Annotated in this window: 16 protein-coding genes; 12 read left to right on the forward strand and 4 right to left on the reverse strand. The window is 71.3% G+C overall.

The window, feature by feature from the left end; translation table 11 throughout:
* The first annotated feature begins 48 nt into the window (after positions 1–48).
* Complete coding sequence (locus AB0D34_RS13695) at positions 49–1356, forward strand: nucleotide disphospho-sugar-binding domain-containing protein (RefSeq protein WP_362661060.1); 1308 nt, start codon at positions 49–51, stop codon at positions 1354–1356.
* Positions 1357–1408: 52 nt separating this feature from the next.
* Here AB0D34_RS13695 and AB0D34_RS13700 read toward each other — a convergent pair whose 3' ends face one another.
* Positions 1409–2512 carry a right-handed parallel beta-helix repeat-containing protein gene (locus tag AB0D34_RS13700; RefSeq protein ID WP_362661062.1) on the reverse strand — a complete coding sequence of 368 codons (1104 nt, stop codon included), beginning with the start codon at positions 2510–2512 and terminating at the stop codon, positions 1409–1411.
* A 285-nt stretch (positions 2513–2797) separates the two neighbouring features.
* Between AB0D34_RS13700 and AB0D34_RS13705 the strand changes: the two genes are divergently transcribed.
* The 8 genes from AB0D34_RS13705 to AB0D34_RS13740 all read left to right on the forward strand — a co-directional run bounded on the left by AB0D34_RS13705 (position 2798) and on the right by AB0D34_RS13740 (position 11282).
* The gene (locus tag AB0D34_RS13705; protein ID WP_362661064.1) at positions 2798–3685 is read left to right on the forward strand and encodes an NAD(P)-dependent oxidoreductase; all 888 of its coding nucleotides are present in this window, start codon (positions 2798–2800) and stop codon (positions 3683–3685) included.
* A gap of 126 nt (positions 3686–3811) precedes the next feature.
* Complete coding sequence (locus AB0D34_RS13710; protein ID WP_362661065.1) at positions 3812–5560, forward strand: fatty acyl-AMP ligase; 1749 nt, start codon at positions 3812–3814, stop codon at positions 5558–5560.
* A gap of 126 nt (positions 5561–5686) precedes the next feature.
* On the forward strand, positions 5687–6496 hold the full coding sequence (locus AB0D34_RS13715) for an AfsR/SARP family transcriptional regulator (RefSeq protein WP_362661630.1): 810 nt from the start codon (positions 5687–5689) through the stop codon (positions 6494–6496).
* Positions 6497–6636: 140 nt separating this feature from the next.
* Entirely contained in the window at positions 6637–7416 is a 780-nt protein-coding gene (locus AB0D34_RS13720; RefSeq protein ID WP_362661066.1) for an alpha/beta fold hydrolase, read from the forward strand.
* Positions 7413–8252: an AfsR/SARP family transcriptional regulator gene (locus AB0D34_RS13725; protein WP_362661068.1), complete on the forward strand. Its 840-nt coding sequence runs from the start codon at positions 7413–7415 to the stop codon at positions 8250–8252. Before AB0D34_RS13720 ends, AB0D34_RS13725 begins: the two co-directional genes overlap by 4 nt.
* 194 nt (positions 8253–8446) lie before the next feature.
* Entirely contained in the window at positions 8447–9724 is a 1278-nt protein-coding gene (locus AB0D34_RS13730) for a beta-ketoacyl-[acyl-carrier-protein] synthase family protein (RefSeq protein ID WP_362661069.1), read from the forward strand.
* Positions 9721–10980: a ketosynthase chain-length factor gene (locus tag AB0D34_RS13735; RefSeq protein WP_362661070.1), complete on the forward strand. Its 1260-nt coding sequence runs from the start codon at positions 9721–9723 to the stop codon at positions 10978–10980. The genes AB0D34_RS13730 and AB0D34_RS13735 overlap by 4 nt, the downstream gene beginning before the upstream one ends.
* A gap of 41 nt (positions 10981–11021) precedes the next feature.
* On the forward strand, positions 11022–11282 hold the full coding sequence (locus AB0D34_RS13740; RefSeq protein WP_362661072.1) for an acyl carrier protein: 261 nt from the start codon (positions 11022–11024) through the stop codon (positions 11280–11282).
* A 75-nt stretch (positions 11283–11357) separates the two neighbouring features.
* Here the strand turns inward: AB0D34_RS13740 and AB0D34_RS13745 are convergent, their stop codons facing one another.
* Positions 11358–11804 (reverse strand): nuclear transport factor 2 family protein, encoded by a 447-nt coding sequence (locus AB0D34_RS13745; RefSeq protein WP_362661074.1) that lies wholly within the window; start codon positions 11802–11804, stop codon positions 11358–11360.
* Between the two features lie 223 nt (positions 11805–12027).
* Here AB0D34_RS13745 and AB0D34_RS13750 point away from each other — a divergent pair, with 223 nt between their 5' ends.
* The 3 genes from AB0D34_RS13750 to AB0D34_RS13760 are packed head-to-tail and all read left to right on the forward strand — an operon-like array spanning position 12028 to position 15498.
* The gene (locus tag AB0D34_RS13750) at positions 12028–12810 is read left to right on the forward strand and encodes an SDR family NAD(P)-dependent oxidoreductase (protein WP_362661075.1); all 783 of its coding nucleotides are present in this window, start codon (positions 12028–12030) and stop codon (positions 12808–12810) included.
* A gap of 56 nt (positions 12811–12866) precedes the next feature.
* Positions 12867–13844 carry an aromatase/cyclase gene (locus AB0D34_RS13755; protein ID WP_362661077.1) on the forward strand — a complete coding sequence of 326 codons (978 nt, stop codon included), beginning with the start codon at positions 12867–12869 and terminating at the stop codon, positions 13842–13844.
* Complete coding sequence (locus AB0D34_RS13760; protein WP_362661078.1) at positions 13837–15498, forward strand: class I adenylate-forming enzyme family protein; 1662 nt, start codon at positions 13837–13839, stop codon at positions 15496–15498. Before AB0D34_RS13755 ends, AB0D34_RS13760 begins: the two co-directional genes overlap by 8 nt.
* Positions 15499–15585: 87 nt before the next feature.
* On the opposite strand, the gene AB0D34_RS13765 is transcribed toward AB0D34_RS13760, so the two are convergent.
* Together AB0D34_RS13765 and AB0D34_RS13770 are read right to left on the reverse strand one after the other, a co-directional pair.
* Positions 15586–16365 (reverse strand): cyclase family protein, encoded by a 780-nt coding sequence (locus AB0D34_RS13765; protein WP_362661080.1) that lies wholly within the window; start codon positions 16363–16365, stop codon positions 15586–15588.
* Positions 16362–17603 (reverse strand): FAD-dependent monooxygenase, encoded by a 1242-nt coding sequence (locus AB0D34_RS13770; RefSeq protein WP_362661081.1) that lies wholly within the window; start codon positions 17601–17603, stop codon positions 16362–16364. Before AB0D34_RS13770 ends, AB0D34_RS13765 begins: the two co-directional genes overlap by 4 nt.
* Positions 17604–17615 lie beyond the last annotated feature (12 nt).

A 17615-nucleotide genomic window follows, 5' to 3' on the forward strand; every position in this document is an offset into this window, starting at 1 on the left:
CAGGCCGGGCCCTTTCCCGTGCTGGACCGTGTGAAGGGCCGGACAACCATGACACGTGTACTGTTCACGACCGCCGCGATGGCCGCCCACGTACGACCGACCCTCCCCCTGGTCAAGGAACTGGTGGACAGAGGGCACGAAGTGGCCTGGTACACCGGACCGGAATTCGAGGAGGCCGTCAACGGCACCGGGGCCCGTCTGGTCCCGGCCCTGGCCGGGACGGAATTCGGGAACACGCTCGCCCGGAACGGAGGGAAGGGGCGCGGATTCTCGGGTCTCAACAGGCTGGTGCTGGAATTGTTCCTGAAACCCATTCCGGCGTACGCGAGAGAACTGGCCCTCACCTTCGACGCCTTTCGGCCCGACGTGGTCGTCTCGGACCACAGTTTCCGCGCCGGGCTTCTGGTGGCGGAACAACGGGGTGTCCCCCGGGTGGCGTTCTCCGCGGGTCCGCTGAACCTGTCCAGCAGGGACACCGCGCCGTTCGGACTCGGCTGGCGGCCGTCGTCGTCCATGCCCGGGCGGTTGCGGAACCGGTTCATGAACTGGTTGTTGTACGGAATCGTCTACCGGGAGCGCCAACGGGTGCTGGGGCGCATCCGGGCGGACATGGGGCTGCCTGCCCTGGGTGGATACAGCGTCGACTGGGTCGTACGGACCTGCGACCGCTATCTCCAGACGGGAGTGCCGGAGTTCGAGTACCCCCGCAGCGATCTGCCCGCGTCGGTGCAGTTCATCGGTCCGACACAGCCGGAGGAGGATGTCACGGCCCCCCGGCCTGCATGGTGGCCGGAGGTCCTGCGCGCCCGCGCGGCCGGCCGGCCGGTGGTCTTCGTCACCCAGGGGACGATAGCGACGGGGCTGTCCCGGCTGCTGCTGCCCACCATCGAGGCCCTGGCCGACAAGGACGTCCTGGTGGTGGCCACGACGAGCGGACACGATCCCGACACCGTCCTGCCCGCCGGGCGGCGGCCCGCCCATGTGCTCCTCGCGCCCTTCGTCCCGTACGGCGCGATGCTGCCGCTGGCCGACGTCCTGGTCACCAACGGCGGCTACGGCGGTGTCCAGCACGCCCTGTCGCACGGGGTGCCGCTGGTCGTGTCCGGGACCAGTGAGGACCGGATGGAGACCAACGCCCGGGTGGTGTGGGCCGGAGCGGGTATCTCGCTCCGGACCGACACTCCCACGGTGCCGATGCTGCGCCGGGCGGTGGCCACCGTCCTGCATGATCCGTCCTACCGGGCGCGGGCGCAGGCCCTGCAGCGGGCGCTCACGGCGATGTCCGGTACCGGACACGCGACGGCGGCGATCCTGGCGGCGGCCGCCGCGGGGCGGGCACCCACCGGCGGAACGTGACAGCATCCGGCCGCCCGGTACGGCCCGGGCGGCCGGGTTCAGGACCGAGGTGTCAGGAGGCGGAGCACAGTCCGGTGGGTGACGAGGTTCCGCAGCTGTTCTGCGAGAAGGCGATCCCGCTGCCGGCGCCGTCCCAGACGATGTCGTCCGGCCCGTTGCCGTGCAGCGCGTTCGCGGTAATGGCCAGGTCCCCCTGCACGGTGGGGTCGGCGGGGTCGTAGACCTGGCTGCTGACGATCACGACACCACCGGAGAGCCGGTCGGGGCCCACGTTGTCCGAGATCGCGTTGTGCTCGACAGTGGCACCGGTCGTTCCCACGAGGATGACGCCCGCTCCCTGGACGGCCTCGGGGAAGCCGTACTGGCCGGGGCAGTCGGCGTTGTTGGCGGAGAAGGCGTTGTCCGCGACGTCCAGGAGTTCGCCGCCGGGAACCCGCAGGCTGTCGGAGAACGAGAAGAAGCCCGAACAGCTGCCGGTCACCGTGTTGTGGTTCACGTCGACGCCGGAGCTGTCGTAGGACGAGATGCCGTAGGCGGAGCGGGCCACCGCGTTACGGGTTACGACGGTGTGTGACGCGGGGATGTTGTAGTTGCCGATGTAGATCGCGGCGCGGCCCACGTCGCTGAGGGCGTTCGAGCTGATCGTGCTGTTCTTCGAGACCGTGTCGGTCACTCCGTAGGACGTGCTGTTGAGGATGGTGTTGCCGTCGGCCTCGGTGCCGTCGGTCGCGGAGAGCGAGATACCGACCGCGAAGCCGTCGATACGCACCCCTGTCACCCGGCCGCCGCTGATGAAGCTCGTGGCGTGCGAGGTGGGGCCGTCGGTGCCGTCCACCGTGCCGCGGAAGCAGATCCCGGCCTGGTGGTCACCGCAGTGGTTGGCGGGAAAGGTGGCAGGCGGCTCCAGGACCGTGCCGTCGGCGCCCGAGCCGGCGCCCTTGATGGTGATGTCGTTCTTCTCCACCTCGACGCTCTCCCGATAGGTGCCGGCGGCCAGCTGGATCGTGTCGCCGGGCCGGGCCGCGTCCACGGCCGCCTGGATGCTCTGGCCGGGGCCGACGGTCCACAGGGTCGCCGCGTTCGCCGGGACCGCGGCTGTCATCGCCCCCGTGGCGACGGCCAACGCACTGGCCACGGACAGGAACGTCTTTTTCATGGGTGCTCCTCGGAGAAGACGATGTCGACGCGGCGCGCTCGCCTCCGGAACGGGAGGGGCGCAAGCCGGATCCAGCCACCATGGCCGGCGGTCGGCCACCGACGATACGACGCCCGGCGCGCGACAACATCAGCACAAAGGCGTACCCCAACTCGGGCTTTGCTCAAGGGAGTCCAGGGATCCCTGGCTCTAACGCGCTTCCAACCCGGCGCGAGTGCCGGGCGTTTGGCTCGGTACCGCTCCGGGCGACCGAGGCCCGGCCTGACGACCAGATGAGGTGATCCTGTGCGAGTCGTGGTGATCGGCGCCGGAGGACTGCTCGGTACGGCACTCCGCCGGGTGGCGGGCGAACTCATGGGCATCGACGTCCTGTTCCCGGCCCGTCAAGAACTCGATGTGACCGATCCGCTGTCGGTGGAGAAGTACCTCGGCGCCACCGCACCGGACGCCGTGGTGAACGCCGCCGCGCTGCTCCCGGCGGACCTCTGTGAGACGCATCCGCGCATGGCCTACGAGATCCAGGCGCTCGGCGCCCGCTGGGTGAGCCGGGCCTGCGAGCGGCTGGGCGCGGTCTCGGTGTACATCAGCACCGACTTCGTCTTCGACGGCACGAGCGCGGACAGCTACGCGCCCGACGCCCCCACCCGGCCCACCCTGACGTACGGGATCACGAAGCGGGCCGGGGAGCTGGAGACCTGTCTGGGAGCGTCGCGTCACCTCGTGCTGCGCACCGCGGGCCTGTTCGGGCCCCCGCCGCCCGTGGCCCGCATCCGCCCGTGCTTCGTGGACCGCATCCTGCGCAAGGCCGACGCGGGTGAGCCGCTGCAGGTGGTCGACTCGGTGGTGATGTCCCCCACCTACACCGTCGACCTGGCCCGCATGACGTTCGCCATGCTGGAGGACGGCGCCGTGAGCGGCGTCCATCACGCCGTCAACCGCGGCACGGCCTCCTGGTACGAGGTGGCGGCGACGGCCGTACGGCTCGCGGACCTGGACGTGCCCGTGACCCCGCAGCGGGAGCAGACCCATGTGGCGGCGAGCCGGCCGGCCCGCACGGCGCTGACCGGGACGCTCCCGGGCAGGGCGGCCGCGCACCAGCGCCCGTGGCAGGAATCCCTCGCGGAGTATCTGCGGGAGTACCGGCCTGCCCGGATCCAGCCCCGCGCCGCGTAGGCTCCGCCCGTTCTCCAGGGCCGGCCGAGCGATCGGTGACCCGTGCACCAGTGGTGTTCAAGAGGCACGCGAGCGCCGCGGGCGAGACTCCGGTCGTCTCCCGAACCGGATCGGAAGGGGCCTGCAGTGGCTGACTACCGGAGCTTCGCGGAACTCATGTGGGAACGGGCCCAGTCCCTCGGCGACCGTGTCGCCTACCTCAACCTCCCGGTGGACGGCGGCACGGCCGAGCCCGAGCGGGTGACGTACGGGATGCTCGACTCCGCCGCCCGCTCTCTCGCGGCCACGCTGCAGGGCCTGCGACACCGCCCGGCCCGTGTCCTGGTGGCTCTGAGCAGCGCCAGGCATGTCGCCGAGAGCCTGCTCGCCTGCTGGTACGCGGGGGCGACGGCCATCCCGGTGTCGCCGGGCGGCGGGCGACATCAGGCGGAGCGGTTGCAGCGCATCCTCAAGGACGCCCGGGTCGACGCCGTCCTGTCCGACCGGGCCAGCGGCTCGGAGCTGTCGCGGCTGCTGGCCTGGACGGGCCAGGAGCGCGTCCCGTGTCTGGCGGTGGACAACGGGGTGTCGGCGGACCCCGGTGACTGGCGACGCCCCGCCGCCGGGGCCGGGGCCGGGGAGATCGCGCTGATCCAGTACACCTCCGGCAGTTCCGGGGAGCCGAAGGGTGTGATGGTCTGCCAGCAGAGCCTGCTGGCCAACCAGGAGGCGATCAGCCGTGCGTTCGGCACTCACGACGGGAGCGTGATCGGCGGCTGGCTCCCGCTGCACCACGACATGGGGCTGATCGGACAGTTGCTGCACCCGCTGTGGCTCGGCGCGCGGGGCGTGACGATGGCGCCCTGGGCCTTCGCCAAGGAGCCGTTCGGCTGGCTGCGCATGATCGATGACCACGGAGTGACCGCCACGGCGGCACCGGGCTTCGCCTACGACCTGTGTGTGCGCAGAGTGCCGCCGGAAAGCGTCGGCGAGCTGGACCTGTCCGGTCTGGAGACCGCTGTGATCGGTGCCGAACCGGTCCGGGCGGAGACACTGCGCGCCTTCACCGAGCGGTTTGCCGCGGCGGGCCTGCGCCCCGGCACCCTGCGCCCCGCTTACGGTCTCGCGGAGGCAACCCTGATGGTCACCGCCACCGGCCCCACGCCCGGGGCCGGTGAGCGCACGGTGGACGCCGAGGCGCTGGAGGGAGGACGGCTGCGACCCGCGACCCCCGGTGGCCGGCGGCGCACTCTGGTCAGCTGTGGACGGCCGACCGGCGCCGAGGTGCGGATCGTGCAGCCAGAGACCCTCACCGTGCTGCCGGATGGGGAGACGGGCGAGATCTGGGTCCGCGGTACGAGTGTCGCGGCAGGGTACTGGGGACGGCCGCTGGACACCAGGGCCGCGTTCGACGCCCGGACCGATGGCGGTGAGACCGGCTTCCTGCGCACCGGCGACCTCGGGGTGCTGGACGGTGACGAACTGTTCGTCACCGGACGGCTGAAGGACGTGCTGATCGCGGAGGGGCGGCACCTGAACGCGCACGACCTGGAGCAGTCGGTGCGGAGCGCGAGCCCGCTGTGCAGGGCGGCCACCGTGTTCAGCGTGGACTCGGACCACGAACACATCGTCGTGATCCAGGAAGTCGCCCCGGGACACACCGCCGACCCGGACCTCGGGCAACTGGGCGAGATCGTCCAGGGGCGGCTCGCCAGCGACTTCTCGGTGCCCTCCCCCAGCATCGTGCTGGTACGTCCGGGCACCATCCGCCGAACCACCAGCGGCAAGGTCCGACGCTCCCGGATGCGGCAGCTGTTCCTCAGCGGCTTGCTCGACCCCCTGCACATGGACCTGGCGGCCGAGGTGCGGGAACTGCTGCGGATCTCCTGCCCCTGAGCTGCGGGACACCGACGTTTGAACTTGTGAATATCTCACTGTCCGCTGCGTCCACCCGCTGTGAGACTGTGCGCGTCACTTCGACCTGCCCAGAACGAGTCGCCGAGGGAGACGCCTGCCGTGGAGATGGAGATCGGTTTGCTCGGGCCGATGTCGGCCACCGTGGACGGACGATCCATGCTGCCCAGCGCCGGCAAGCCCCGTCAGGTCCTGGCTCTGCTGTCCCTGCGTCCGCGGTACGTCGTGCAGACGGAGGTCCTGATCGAGGAGCTGTGGGGCACCGCGCCGCCGCGCAGCGTGCTGACGACGCTCCAGACCTATGTGCTGCAGCTGCGGCGCGGGCTGTCGCAGGTGCTTCCGCCCGACGGTCCCCGGCCCAAGGACGTGATCACGACCTCCCGAGGCGGATACTTCCTGACGGTCGACCCGGACAGCACGGACGTCGGCCGGTTCGACGACCTCTTCACCCGCGGACAGCGGGCGTTCCGGGCCGGCGACTGCGCCGACGCGTCCCGGCTGCTCGGCGAGGCACTGAGCCTGTGGCGCGGTCCCGTGGTGGCCGACGCGCGGCACGGGCGGACCCTTGAGATCGAGTCGGCCCGTCTCGAGGCGGACCGTCTGAGCGCCCGCGAACTGCGGATCTCCGCCGAGCTGCGACTGGGCGGCCATCTCGCACTGCTCGGTGAGCTGACCGCGCTGGCCGGCACCTATCCCCTGCATGAGCGGGTGCACGGCCAGCTGATGCTGGCACTGCACCGCGCGGGCCGCACCGCCGAGGCCGTGGGCGCGTTCCACCGGCTGCGACGCACGCTCATCGAGGAGCTGGGCCTGGAGCCGACCCGGCCCATCCGGCAGCTGCACCAGGCGTTGCTCTTCCCGGACACGGTCGCCCTCGCCCACGGCGGGAGGCTGGAGGAGGCCGTACTCATCGGCTGACCGCCGGCACCGGCGGCGGACGCGTGGGCTCCAGCTGACGTCGAGTCCCCGTCAAGGCCCCACCGTGACCGTGTGACCACCCTGCCTGGTCCGCACCGGCGGACCGGGCCGATCATCGGACACTCGGTCGGGGGCCCGTCATGATTCCCGCTGTCCTCGCCCCACCCCCTCGCGCTTTCCCGGTCCGCCTGCTGTGCTTCCACCACGCGGGCGGCGGGGCTTCCGCCTTCGCCTCGTGGACTCACGCCCTCGGCCCCCGATGGGAGCTGTCCGCCGTCCGGCTGCCCGGCCGGGAGAACCGGCTCCGCGAACCTCGCGTGACCGGGCACGAGCAGTTGCTCCACGAACTCGACGACAGTCTCGGCCCTCTGCCGCACACCCCGTATGTGCTCTACGGCCACAGTCTGGGCGCCCTGGTCGCCTACGCGTTCGCTCAGCATCGGAGCCGGCTCGGGCACCCTCCGCTGGCCGTGCTGGTCGGCGCCTGCCCGCCCCCGCACGCCGAACCGCCGCCCTTGACGGCCGACGCCGACGACCGGCGGCTGCTGGCCGCGCTCGGCCGGCTGGGCGGCATGCCCGCCGAGGTGCTCCACCGGGCCGGAGTGCTGCGCCGTGCCCTGGACCTGATCCGCGACGACCTGCGGCTGGCCGAGAACCTGCGCGCGGTCCGTCACCAACCGCTGGCCGTGCCGCTGTACGCCTTCGCGGGCGACCGGGACCCCATGGCCGACCACGCCACCATGCGTGGCTGGTCCCGCTGCACCACCGGTCCGTTCGACTGCCACGACGTCCCCGGGGGCCACTTCTTCCATTCCGACCCGGAATTCCTCGTACTGCTCCGCAGCCATCTGGCGCGACTGCCGACCGGCTCGTCGCGCGCGTTCCCGGAACCATCCACGGACCACAGGGAGGCACCATGACTGACATCAGTGTGCTCGGGTCGCTGACGGTGACCCACGCCGGCCGTTCGATCGTGCCCACCGCGGCCAAACCCCGCAAAGTGCTCGCTCTGCTCGCGCTGCGCCCGGACCAGGCGGTGTCCGTGTCGGCCCTGCTGGAGGAACTCTGGGAACAGCGGCCACCGCGCAGCGCCCTGACGACGTTGCAGACCTACATCCTGCGGCTGCGTACCCTCATCGACGCGGCGGAGCACGGCGGCCCGGCTCCGGTGGCCGCCTCGCGTCCGCACTCCAGAGAGGTGCTGGCCACCTGGGGCAGCGGTTATCTCCTGAGCACGCACGGCGGTCGGATCGACATCCACGACTTCGAACAGCTGGCGGCGGCCGGCCACCGGGCGATGGCCGCGGCCGACTACCGCACGGCCAGCGACTGTTTCCGGCGGGCTCTCGCCCTGTGGCGGGACGAGGCGCTGGTGGATGTCCAGGCGGGACCGCTGCTGAGCACGGCGATACGCCACCTGGAGGAGCAGCGACTGAGCCTGCTGAGCCGACACGTCGAGGCCGATCTCCGGCTCGGCCGGCACCACGAGCTGCTGAGCGACCTGGCCAGCCTGTGCGCCCAGTACCCGTTCCACGAGGGGTTCCAGGCCCAGTACATGCTGGCTCTGTGCCGGGCCGGTCGCCGCAGCGACGCCCTGCAGACCTTCCAGCGGTTGCGCAGCCGTATCCGCGAGGAGCTGGCGATGGATCCGTCCCCGGCCCTGCACCGCCTGCAACAGGCGATCCTCAACGGGGACGCCGGGCTCGACCTTCCGGAACAGCCCCTGTCCGAGTCGGCCCTGCGGCTGGCGGGCTGACCGGCCCGGTCAGCCGGTACTCAAGCTCCCGTCGAGACCCGGTTGTCACCTTCGGTCTGCACGACGCCGTACCGGAGACGTACGGCCCACGAGCTGACAGAGAGAGAAGGGTCCATGGCACTGACAGCAGCTGGTCGTCGCGGCCGGCGTCGGAACGCGCCGGGTGGCACGCCCGGGTCCGCACAGGGGCGACGATGACGCGGCGGGTCGTCGTCACCGGCATCGGCGTGATCGCTCCCGGCGGCGTGGGAACCAAGAACTTCTGGTCGTTGATCACCGAGGGGCGCACGGCGACGCGCACGGTGTCCCTGTTCGACGCGTCAGCCTTTCGTTCCCGCGTGGCAGCCGAAGTGGACTTCGACCCGGTCACGCACGGACTGACCCCGCAGGAGGTCCGACGGCTGGACCGGGCCGCGCAGTTCGCGCTCCTCAGCGCCCGTGAGGCGGTCGCCGACAGCGGGCTCGCCGACACCCTGGAGCCCACCCGGACCGGTGTCTCCATCGGCAGCGCCGTCGGCCTCACCATGAGTCTGGACGCGGAGTACGGGGTGGTCAGCAACGGCGGCCGGGACTGGCTGGTCGACCCCGCGTACGCGGTGCCTCACCTGTACGAGTACCTGGTACCCAGCTCCTTGGCGGCCGAGGTGGCGAAGGACTTCGGGACCGGGGGCCCGGCCGCGGTGATCTCCACGGGCTGCACCTCGGGGCTCGACTCGCTGGGCCACGCGGTCGAGCTGATCCGGGAGGGCGCGGCCGACGTGATGATCGCGGGGGCGGCGGAGGCTCCCATCTCCCCCATCACCCTGGCGTGTTTCGACGCGATCAAGGCGACGACTCCGCGCAACGACGATCCCGAGCACGCGTCACGGCCGTTCGACCGCACGCGCAACGGCTTCGTCCTGGGCGAGGGTTCGGCGGTCATGGTCCTGGAGGACCTGCGGCACGCCGTGCGCCGCGGTGCCACCGTGTACGCGGAGATCTCCGGGTACGCCTCCCGGTGCAACGCCTACCACATGACCGGGTTGCGTCCCGATGGCAAGGAGATGGCCGAGGCCATCCGGGTGGCTCTGGACGAGGCGCGGCTGCCGGCGGACGCGGTGGACTACGTCAACGCGCACGGCTCGGGCACCAAGCAGAACGACCGGCACGAGACGGCGGCTTTCAAGCTCGCGCTCGGCGACCACGCCCGCCGGACCCCGATCAGCTCGATCAAGTCGATGATCGGTCACTCGCTCGGCGCCATCGGCTCCCTTGAGGTGGCCGCCAGTGTGCTGGCCATCGCCACCGGTGTCATCCCGCCCACCGCCAACCTGCACGAGGCGGACCCGGAGTGCGACCTGGACTACACGCCGGTGACGGCACGGGAGGGGCGGTACGACACCGTGCTCAGCGTCGGCAGCGGGTTCGGGGGGTTCCAGAGCGCCATGGTGCTCACCCGCCCGGGGCCGTACGGGAACGGCGGGGCGCGATGACGGCCCCGGGCACCGCCGCCGAACTTCGCGACGCCGACGCCCCGCACCGCGCGGCCGCCGCCGTCGTCACCGGGATCGGTGTGGCCGCCCCGAACGGGTTCGGACGTGACACCTGGTGGGCGGCGACGCTACGGGGCGTCAGCGGCATCGCACGCATCTCCCGCTTCGACCCGTCCCGGTATCCCGTCCGACTGGCGGGTGAGGTACCGGGGTTCGAGGCGCGGGAGCACATTCCGAGCCGGCTGCTGCCGCAGACCGACCACATGACGAGGCTGGCCCTGGCCGCCGCCACGGAAGCGGTCGAGGAGTCCCGCCTGGACCCGGAGAAGCTGTCCGACTACGCGGTCGGGGTGGTCACGGCGGCCTCGGCGGGCGGGTTCGAGTTCGGGCAACGGGAGTTGCAGGCCCTGTGGAGCAAGGGCGGCTCTCACGTCAGCGCGTACCAGTCCTTCGCCTGGTTCTACGCGGTGAACACGGGTCAGATCTCCATCCGTCACGGGCTGCGGGGGCCCAGCGGCGTGGTCGTCACCGATCAGGCAGGTGGTCTCGACGCCGTCGCACAGGCCCGGCGGCATGTGCGCAAGGGTGTCCGGGCGGTTGTCACCGGCGGTGTGGACGGTTCCCTCTGCCCCTGGGGGTGGGCCGCACATCTGGCGGGCGGTCGGATGAGCACCGAGCCGGATCCTCGGCTGGCCTACCGGCCGTTCCACCCCGAGGCCTGTGGTGACGTCGTCGGCGAGGGCGGGGCCATCCTCGTCCTGGAGGACGCGGCCTCGGCCCGAGCCCGCAACGCCCCCGTCTACGGCGAAGTGGCGGGCTGCGCGGCCACCTTCGATCCGGCAGGCGGGGCGGCGGGGCTGCAGCGCGCGGCCCGGACAGCCCTGCGGCAGGCGGAACTGGCGCCCTCGGACGTGGACGTCGTGTTCGCCGACGCGGCGGGGCTGCCGGACGCGGACCGCGCTGAGGCCGACGCCCTCACCGAGTTGTTCGGCGCGCGAGCGGTGGCGGTGACCGCGCCGAAGACGATGACGGGCCGGCTGCAGGCCGGAGGGGCGGCGCTGGACCTCGCCGCCGCCCTGATGTCCCTGCGGCACGGCGTGATCCCCCCGACCGTCCATGTGGGAGCCGGGGCTCACGACCCGCGGCTCGACCTCGTGTGCGACACCCCTCGTACAGGACGGGTCCGTACCGCGCTCGTCCTCGCCCGCGGGCATGGCGGGTTCAACGCCGCCACAGTCGTCCGCGCGCCGCACTGACCGAACACCTTGTGGATCCGTCCGCCGAAGAAAGGAAGCCCATGTCCCCGTTCTCCCGCTCCGATCTCACCCGGCTCCTGCGCGAGAGCGCCGGTGAGGAACAACCGGGGCTCCTGGACGGCAACGTCCTCGACGTCACCTTCTCCGACCTCGGTTACGACTCGGTCGCCGTGCTCCAGCTGATCGGCCTGATCGAACGTGAGCGAGACATCCAGCTCGCCGACGAGACGGTCTCGGAGGCACAGACACCCCGCGCCCTGCTGGATCTCGTGAACAGCATGGCAGGACCGGCCGCCGCCTGACGCCCCGTGAGCGGTGTCCGACACACCGAAGGCCCACCGTCCGTGAGGAGGGTGGGCCTTCGGTGTGTCGGGCTGTCAGGCGAGGTCGTCCCGGGTCACCGCACGATGGCTGACGAGCCAGCCGCCCTGCGGGGCTCGTTCGAGTTCGTCCTCGCAGAGGGTGCTCAGCCGCAGCACCGCCGGTCCGCCGCGCGGGATCTCGAAGATCAGGGCGTAGCAGCGGGCACGCAGCTTCGTGCCGTCCTGGCCGTCCACGGCCACCATGCCGAGCCAGTGACGACGCCGGACCCCGGCGGCGGTGAGCTGTTCGTGTGCCGCCCGTGCCGCCGCCGCGATGGCCGACCGGCCCGTGGTGGGCTCGGGATGCGCATTGGCGGCGAAGACGCCCTCCGGAGCGAAGGTGTCCGCCCATTCCACCACCCGGCCGTCGTCGAGCAGTTGCATCTGGCGAGCGTAGAAGTGCTGGATCTCGTGGTAGACGTCGGCGCCGACACTGTGCCGGGGCTGTTCGGTCACTGTCATGGGTGATCCCTTCGCTCGCCTCTCGGCCGGCCGGCTGGCACGGTCCGGCCGCCACGCTCGGCGATCCGCCTCGCGACGGGGTCCAGGAACGGTGGGGCCGGGGCACCGGCGATCCGATTCCCTCTCCAGGCGTCTGCGAGCCCCTTCGGTGAAGCTCGCCGACGGCGTCCGACCCCGCCCGGGGCGACCCGGCGCCATCCGGACCGACCGAACGGAGGACAGCATGAGCGAGCAGCGGAAAGTCGCCCTGGTGACAGGTGGCACCAGTGGGATCGGACTCGCCGTGGCCCGGCAGCTGGGCAGTGCGGGCTGCCGGGTGTTCCTGTGCGCGCGCACGGCCGACGACGTCGCGCGCACCGTCAAGGCTCTGGCCGACGATGGCCTGGAGGTGGACGGCAGCACCGCCGACGTGCGCAGCCCGGACGAGGTGCGCGCCCTGGTGTCGGCCGCCACGGCCCGCTTCGGCCCGGTGGACGTGCTCGTCAACAACGCCGGGCGCAGCGGCGGAGGTGTCACCGCCGACCTCAGCGACGAGCTCTGGTACGACGTGATCGACACGAACCTGCACAGCGTCTTCCTCATGACCCGGGAGACGCTCCGCCAGGGTGACCTGGCCCGGCGCGGCTGGGGACGGATCATCAACATAGCCTCCACCGGAGGCAAGCAGGGCGTGGTGCTGGGCGCCCCCTATTCGGCCTCCAAGCACGCCGTGGTCGGCTTCACCAAGGCCCTCGGCCTGGAACTCGCGAAGACGGGCGTCACCGTGAACGCGGTCTGCCCCGGCTACGTCGAGACACCGATGGCCCAGCGTGTGCGCGAGGGGTACGCGGCCGCCTACTCCACCACGACGGACGAGATCCTCGAACGGTTCCAGAACAAGATCCCCCTGGGCCGGTACTCCACTCCCGAAGAAGTGGCCGGCATGGTCGGCTACCTGGTCTCCGACACGGCCGCCTCGATCACCGCCCAGGCCCTCAACGTCTGTGGCGGCCTGGGCAACTACTGATCCCCTCCGTCACCTTCGCACTCCCGCAACCGCAACCGATCTCACGGAGGACACAGATGGCACAGACCGACCAGCGGCCCACGGACGCGACCGAGGCCGCCACCCGTCACACCTCGCACAGCGTCGTCGTCCAGGCTCCGCCCGAGGCGGTGTACGCGATCGTCTCCGACGCCGCACAGTGGCCGCTGCGGTTCACTCCCAACATCCACGTCGAGCACCTGGAGCGGACCGCGACGACCGAGCGCATCCAGATCTGGGCCACCGCCAACGGGGAGGTCCGCACCTGGATCTCGCGCCGTGAACTGGACCCGTCGGCGCACCGGGTGGTGTTTCGTCAGGAAGTGTCCTCGCCTCCTGTCGCCGCCATGCGAGGCGAGTGGATCATCACGCCGACGACCGACGGCGCGTCGCGTCTGGAGCTGACGCACGACTTCCGGGCCGTGGACGACGACCCGGCCGGCGTCGAGTGGATCACCCAGGCCACCGAGCGCAACAGCGGCGCCGAACTGGACGCCGTCCGTGCGCTGGCCGAGGAGTACGCCCGGCTCGGCGACCTTGAGCTGACGTTCGAGGACTCGGTGCTGGTCGACGGCGCGTCCGACGACGTCTTCGACTTCCTCTACCAGGCGCAGGAGTGGCCGGACCGGCTGCCCCACGTCGACCGTCTGGAGCTGACGGAGGACGTGCCCGGCATCCAGGTCATGGCCATGGACACCCGCACCGCGGACGGCTCGGTGCACACCACGCGGTCCATTCGGGTCGCCCTGGGCCGTGAGCGGATTCTGTACAAGCAGACAGAGGTCCCGGCGCTGATGACGGCGCACACCGGGGAGTGGTCCCTGGTCCCGTCCGGTGCTGCCGTCCTGGTGACCTCGCGGCACAGCGTGACCATCCGGCCCGACACCGTGCCCGCGGTTCTCGGTGAGAACGCGACGGTCGCGGACGCGCGGGCGTTCGTGCGGAAAGCCCTGAGCGCGAACAGCACGGCCACCCTGGGCCATGCCAAGGCGTATGCCGAGGGCCGTCGTGGCTGAGCCGGAACCGGTCCGCCCGGACACCGCCTCCGGGTTCGTGCCCCTGGACGACTCCGGTCTGCCCCGCACCCTTGACGGGCTGCTCTCCGGGGCCGCCGCCGCGCGCCCGGGGCACCGTGCCGTCGTCACTGCCGAGCGGGCCATGACGTTCGCCGAACTGGACGCCTCGGCGAGCACGCTCGCCGAGGTCCTGTGCGCACGCCTCGCGGGGCGGAGCCAGGTGGTGGCTCTCGCCGCCGCCCTCCACCCGGACTTCGCGGTCGCCTACTTCGGGGTGGTGCGTGGCGGACACGTGGCCGCGGTGGTCAATCCACTGCTGCGCGAGGACGATCTGGCCCATGTGCTGCATCTGTCCGGTGCGCGTGCGGCCTTCGTCGACGCCGGCCTGTACCCGCGTCTGGCGGCCGTGCGGGACCGTCTGCCCGAGCTGGAGCACGTCTTCCTGCTCGGGCCGGCCGGGCAGCCGACCGGGGCGGGATCGTACCCGGAGCAGCTGGCGGAACTGCTCGCCGCGGCGCCGCCCGGCCCCGCGGCTCGCTCGGCCGGGTCGGCCCCCGACGACACGGCATGCCTCCATTTCACCAGCGGGACGACCGGACGCCCGAAAGGTGTACGGCTGACCCACCGCAACCTCGTGGTGAACGCCCGTCAGATCGCGAGGGCCCACGCGCTGGACGGCACCTCCGTGACGGTCAACCACCTGCCCACGTATCACCCCATGCACCTGAACTCGGCCGTCCACGCGCTGGCGACACAGGTGTTGTGCACGACGCCCGACCCCGTGGCTCCCGTACTCGCCGCCAACCAGCACCGGGCCACACACCTGTACAGCCTGCCGTTCCGGCTGGCCCTGCTGGCCCGCGACGAACGGCTGCCCCGGCTACGGCTCGACACGGTCGCCCACATCGCTTCGGGCGGTTCCGCGCTGGCGCCCGACTCCGCGACCCGGCTGTCGGAGCACTTCGGCGTCCACGTGTTCCAGGGGTACGGGCTCGCGGAGACTTCCCCGCTCACGCACTCGGACGATCCGCACAAGCCGGTACCGGGCTCGGTGGGCCGCCCGGTGGCGGGCACGGAGTGCCGGGTGGTGGATGTGGAGAGCCGCCGGGAACTGCAGGCAGGCGAGGCGGGTGAGGTCCAGGTGCGGGGTCCGCAGGTGATGCGCGGCTATCTCGGCGCCCCGGAGGGCAGCGGGGTGGCACCGGACGGCTGGTTCTCCACCGGGGACGTGGGCCGCATTGATCCGGACGGCCGGTTGTTCCTGGTGGACCGGCTGAAGGATGTGTTCAAGTACCACAACTGGCTGGTCTCGCCGTCGGAGACGGAACGCGTCCTGCGGCAGCACCCGCTGGTCGCCGACTGTGTCGTCTTCGACCATCCCGAAGGCGACGCCGGCGCGGTCGCCCACGCCCTGCTGGTGCTCCGTTCCGGGGCGGACGCGGGCGGGTCCGTCGACGCCGAGGCCTTGACGGAGGTGTGCCGGGTGGCCAACTCCCGGCTGCCGTACTTCCAGCAGGTGCGGTATGCCGAGGTGGTGTCGTCGATCCCCCGCTCACCGAACGGCAAGGTGCGTCGCCGGGAGTTGCGCGATCAACACCTCGGCACACCGGACGACACCGTCGAGGTGTCCGGCGCGGCGGCCGTTCCCCGGTAGCGGGCACTGTTTCCGCACACCGTGACTGCGGGCTTCGCCCCCCACTCGGGGGGCGAAGCCCGCAGTCATGTCAGGGAAGGAGCCGAGTCAGTCCGGCAGCAGAGCCACCGCCCGCGTCCAGCCGGCTCCTGCGCCCTTGATCTTCACCGGCAGCGCGCTGACGGTGAAGCCGAACGGCCGGGGCAGCGCGGCCAGTCCGGCCAGCCGCTCGATCTGGCAGAACTCCCTGCGACGGCCTGCCATGTGGGCCGGCCAGAGCACGTCCCGGTCGCTGGTACGGCTGTAGGCGTCCACGACGTGGGTGAAGGGAGCATCCAGGCTGAAAGCGTCCGTGCCGATCACCCGCACACCCCGGTCGAGCAGATAGTGGGTCGCCGAGCCGTCCAGACCCACGAAGTCCGTGAAGTACTCCATCGTGCCGGCCCGTTCGTCGGCACCCGTGTGCAGGAGCACGATGTCCATGGGGCTGAGCCGGTAGCCGATCCGGGCGAGTTCCTTGTCGAGGACGCCGGCGTCCACCGTGCCCGCGGAGCGTCCGGTGAGATCCAGTACGACGCCGGGGCGGTGGAACCAGTCGAGGGGCAGTTCGTCGATGTTCCGGGGCCGGCCGTCGCCGTAGCTCGTGCGGGAGCCGTAGTGCGAGGGAGCGTCGACGTGGGTGCCGGTGTGCGCGGACAGTTCGAGGAAGTCGTTGTTGAGGAACTCGCCGTCGGGGAACTCCTCCGGGGAGATCCGCATGCTGAAGTGCTCGCGCATCTCCGCCGCGCAGTGCCGTGCCCCCTCCGCGGGCGACATGACCCGGTGGACGACGGGGTCGGGCTCCCAACCCGCCGCGTCGACAGGGGACGAGAGATCGATGATTCTCATGCTGCCTGACTCCCCGTTCGCCGGATGAAGAGGTCCGCGCGTGCGCGTACCGGGGTACGCCCGAAGGCGATCTGCTGGAGGATCTTTCGGTAGACGGGGGTATGGGCGAGAAGACGGGCCACGAGCGGCCGGATGCGGTCGCTCATCCCTCCGTGGGTGAGCATCGCGGCGCTCTGCCTGGCCTGCAGGGTGAACACCGCGTCGATGTCCGGACGGCGGGTCCTCTCGTACACGGACAGGCGCTCGCGCCCGGCGTCCTTCGTCTGCCAGGAGTCGACGAGTACGGGATGCAGTACGGCGGCGTCCTGCAGGGCCAGGTTGATGCCCTGGGCACCGATCGGGCCGTGTGTGTGGGCGGCGTCCCCGATGAGCACGAGGCCGTCGGTCACCCAGGTGTCGGCACTGCCCGCGAACACGTCCAGCAGGCTCAGGTCGCCGGGGCCGGTGAGGCTGGCCCGGACTCTGTCGGCGTAGATCGGCACCGCCTGCTCGATCCTGCGGACCAGGGCGGGGAACCCCTCGGACGCCAGCTCCTTGTAACCACCGTGCGGCAGTGTCCACCCGATCTGGATGCTGTCCGGGTAGGAGTCGTAGATGAGGACGGGGCTTCCGCCGGACCGGTAGACCCTGATGTCGTGGGCGGGACGGTCCTCGGAGGGGATCTTGAACCACAGGATGTCGTGCTCGAACGCCTCGACCCTCGTGTAGCCGAGTCCGGCGAGCTTGCGCGTCTTCGAGTAGCGGCCGTCCGCTCCGACGGTGACGTGGGCGTCGATGCGCAGGCGCTGCTCCCCGCGGCCCACGACGGCCCCGGCGACTTTTCCGTTGTCGTGGTGCAGGTCGGTGACGGACTGCCCTTCGAGGTAGGTGAAGTCCTGGTGCTCGCGGCACGCGGCGAGCAACTCCGCCAGCAGGTGCTGTTGCGGGATGCTCAGCAGGAAATCGTAGGGCGCGGGCAGTTGGCGGTAGTCGATGTCCATCAGCACCCGCTCGTGCTCGACCAGTTGAAAGCGGCGCAGCGGATAGCCGCCGCGCCGACGGGCCCGGTCGAGCACCCCGAGCTGCTGAAGAATCAGCATGCCGCCGGGTTGCAGGATCTCGCCACGGAACTCACGGTCGAAGGACCTGGCCCGTTCCACGAGGGCGACCCTGGCCCCTGAGCGCAACAGAAGCAGGGACAGAGCAAGCCCCGCTGGGCCACCGCCCACGACGCAGAAGTCGGTTTCCATATGTTCCATCGGTGCTCCTAA

Origin of the sequence: Streptomyces sp. NPDC048420 (assembly GCF_040651535.1) — a bacterium.
Classification (GTDB): Bacteria; Actinomycetota; Actinomycetes; order Streptomycetales; family Streptomycetaceae; genus Streptomyces.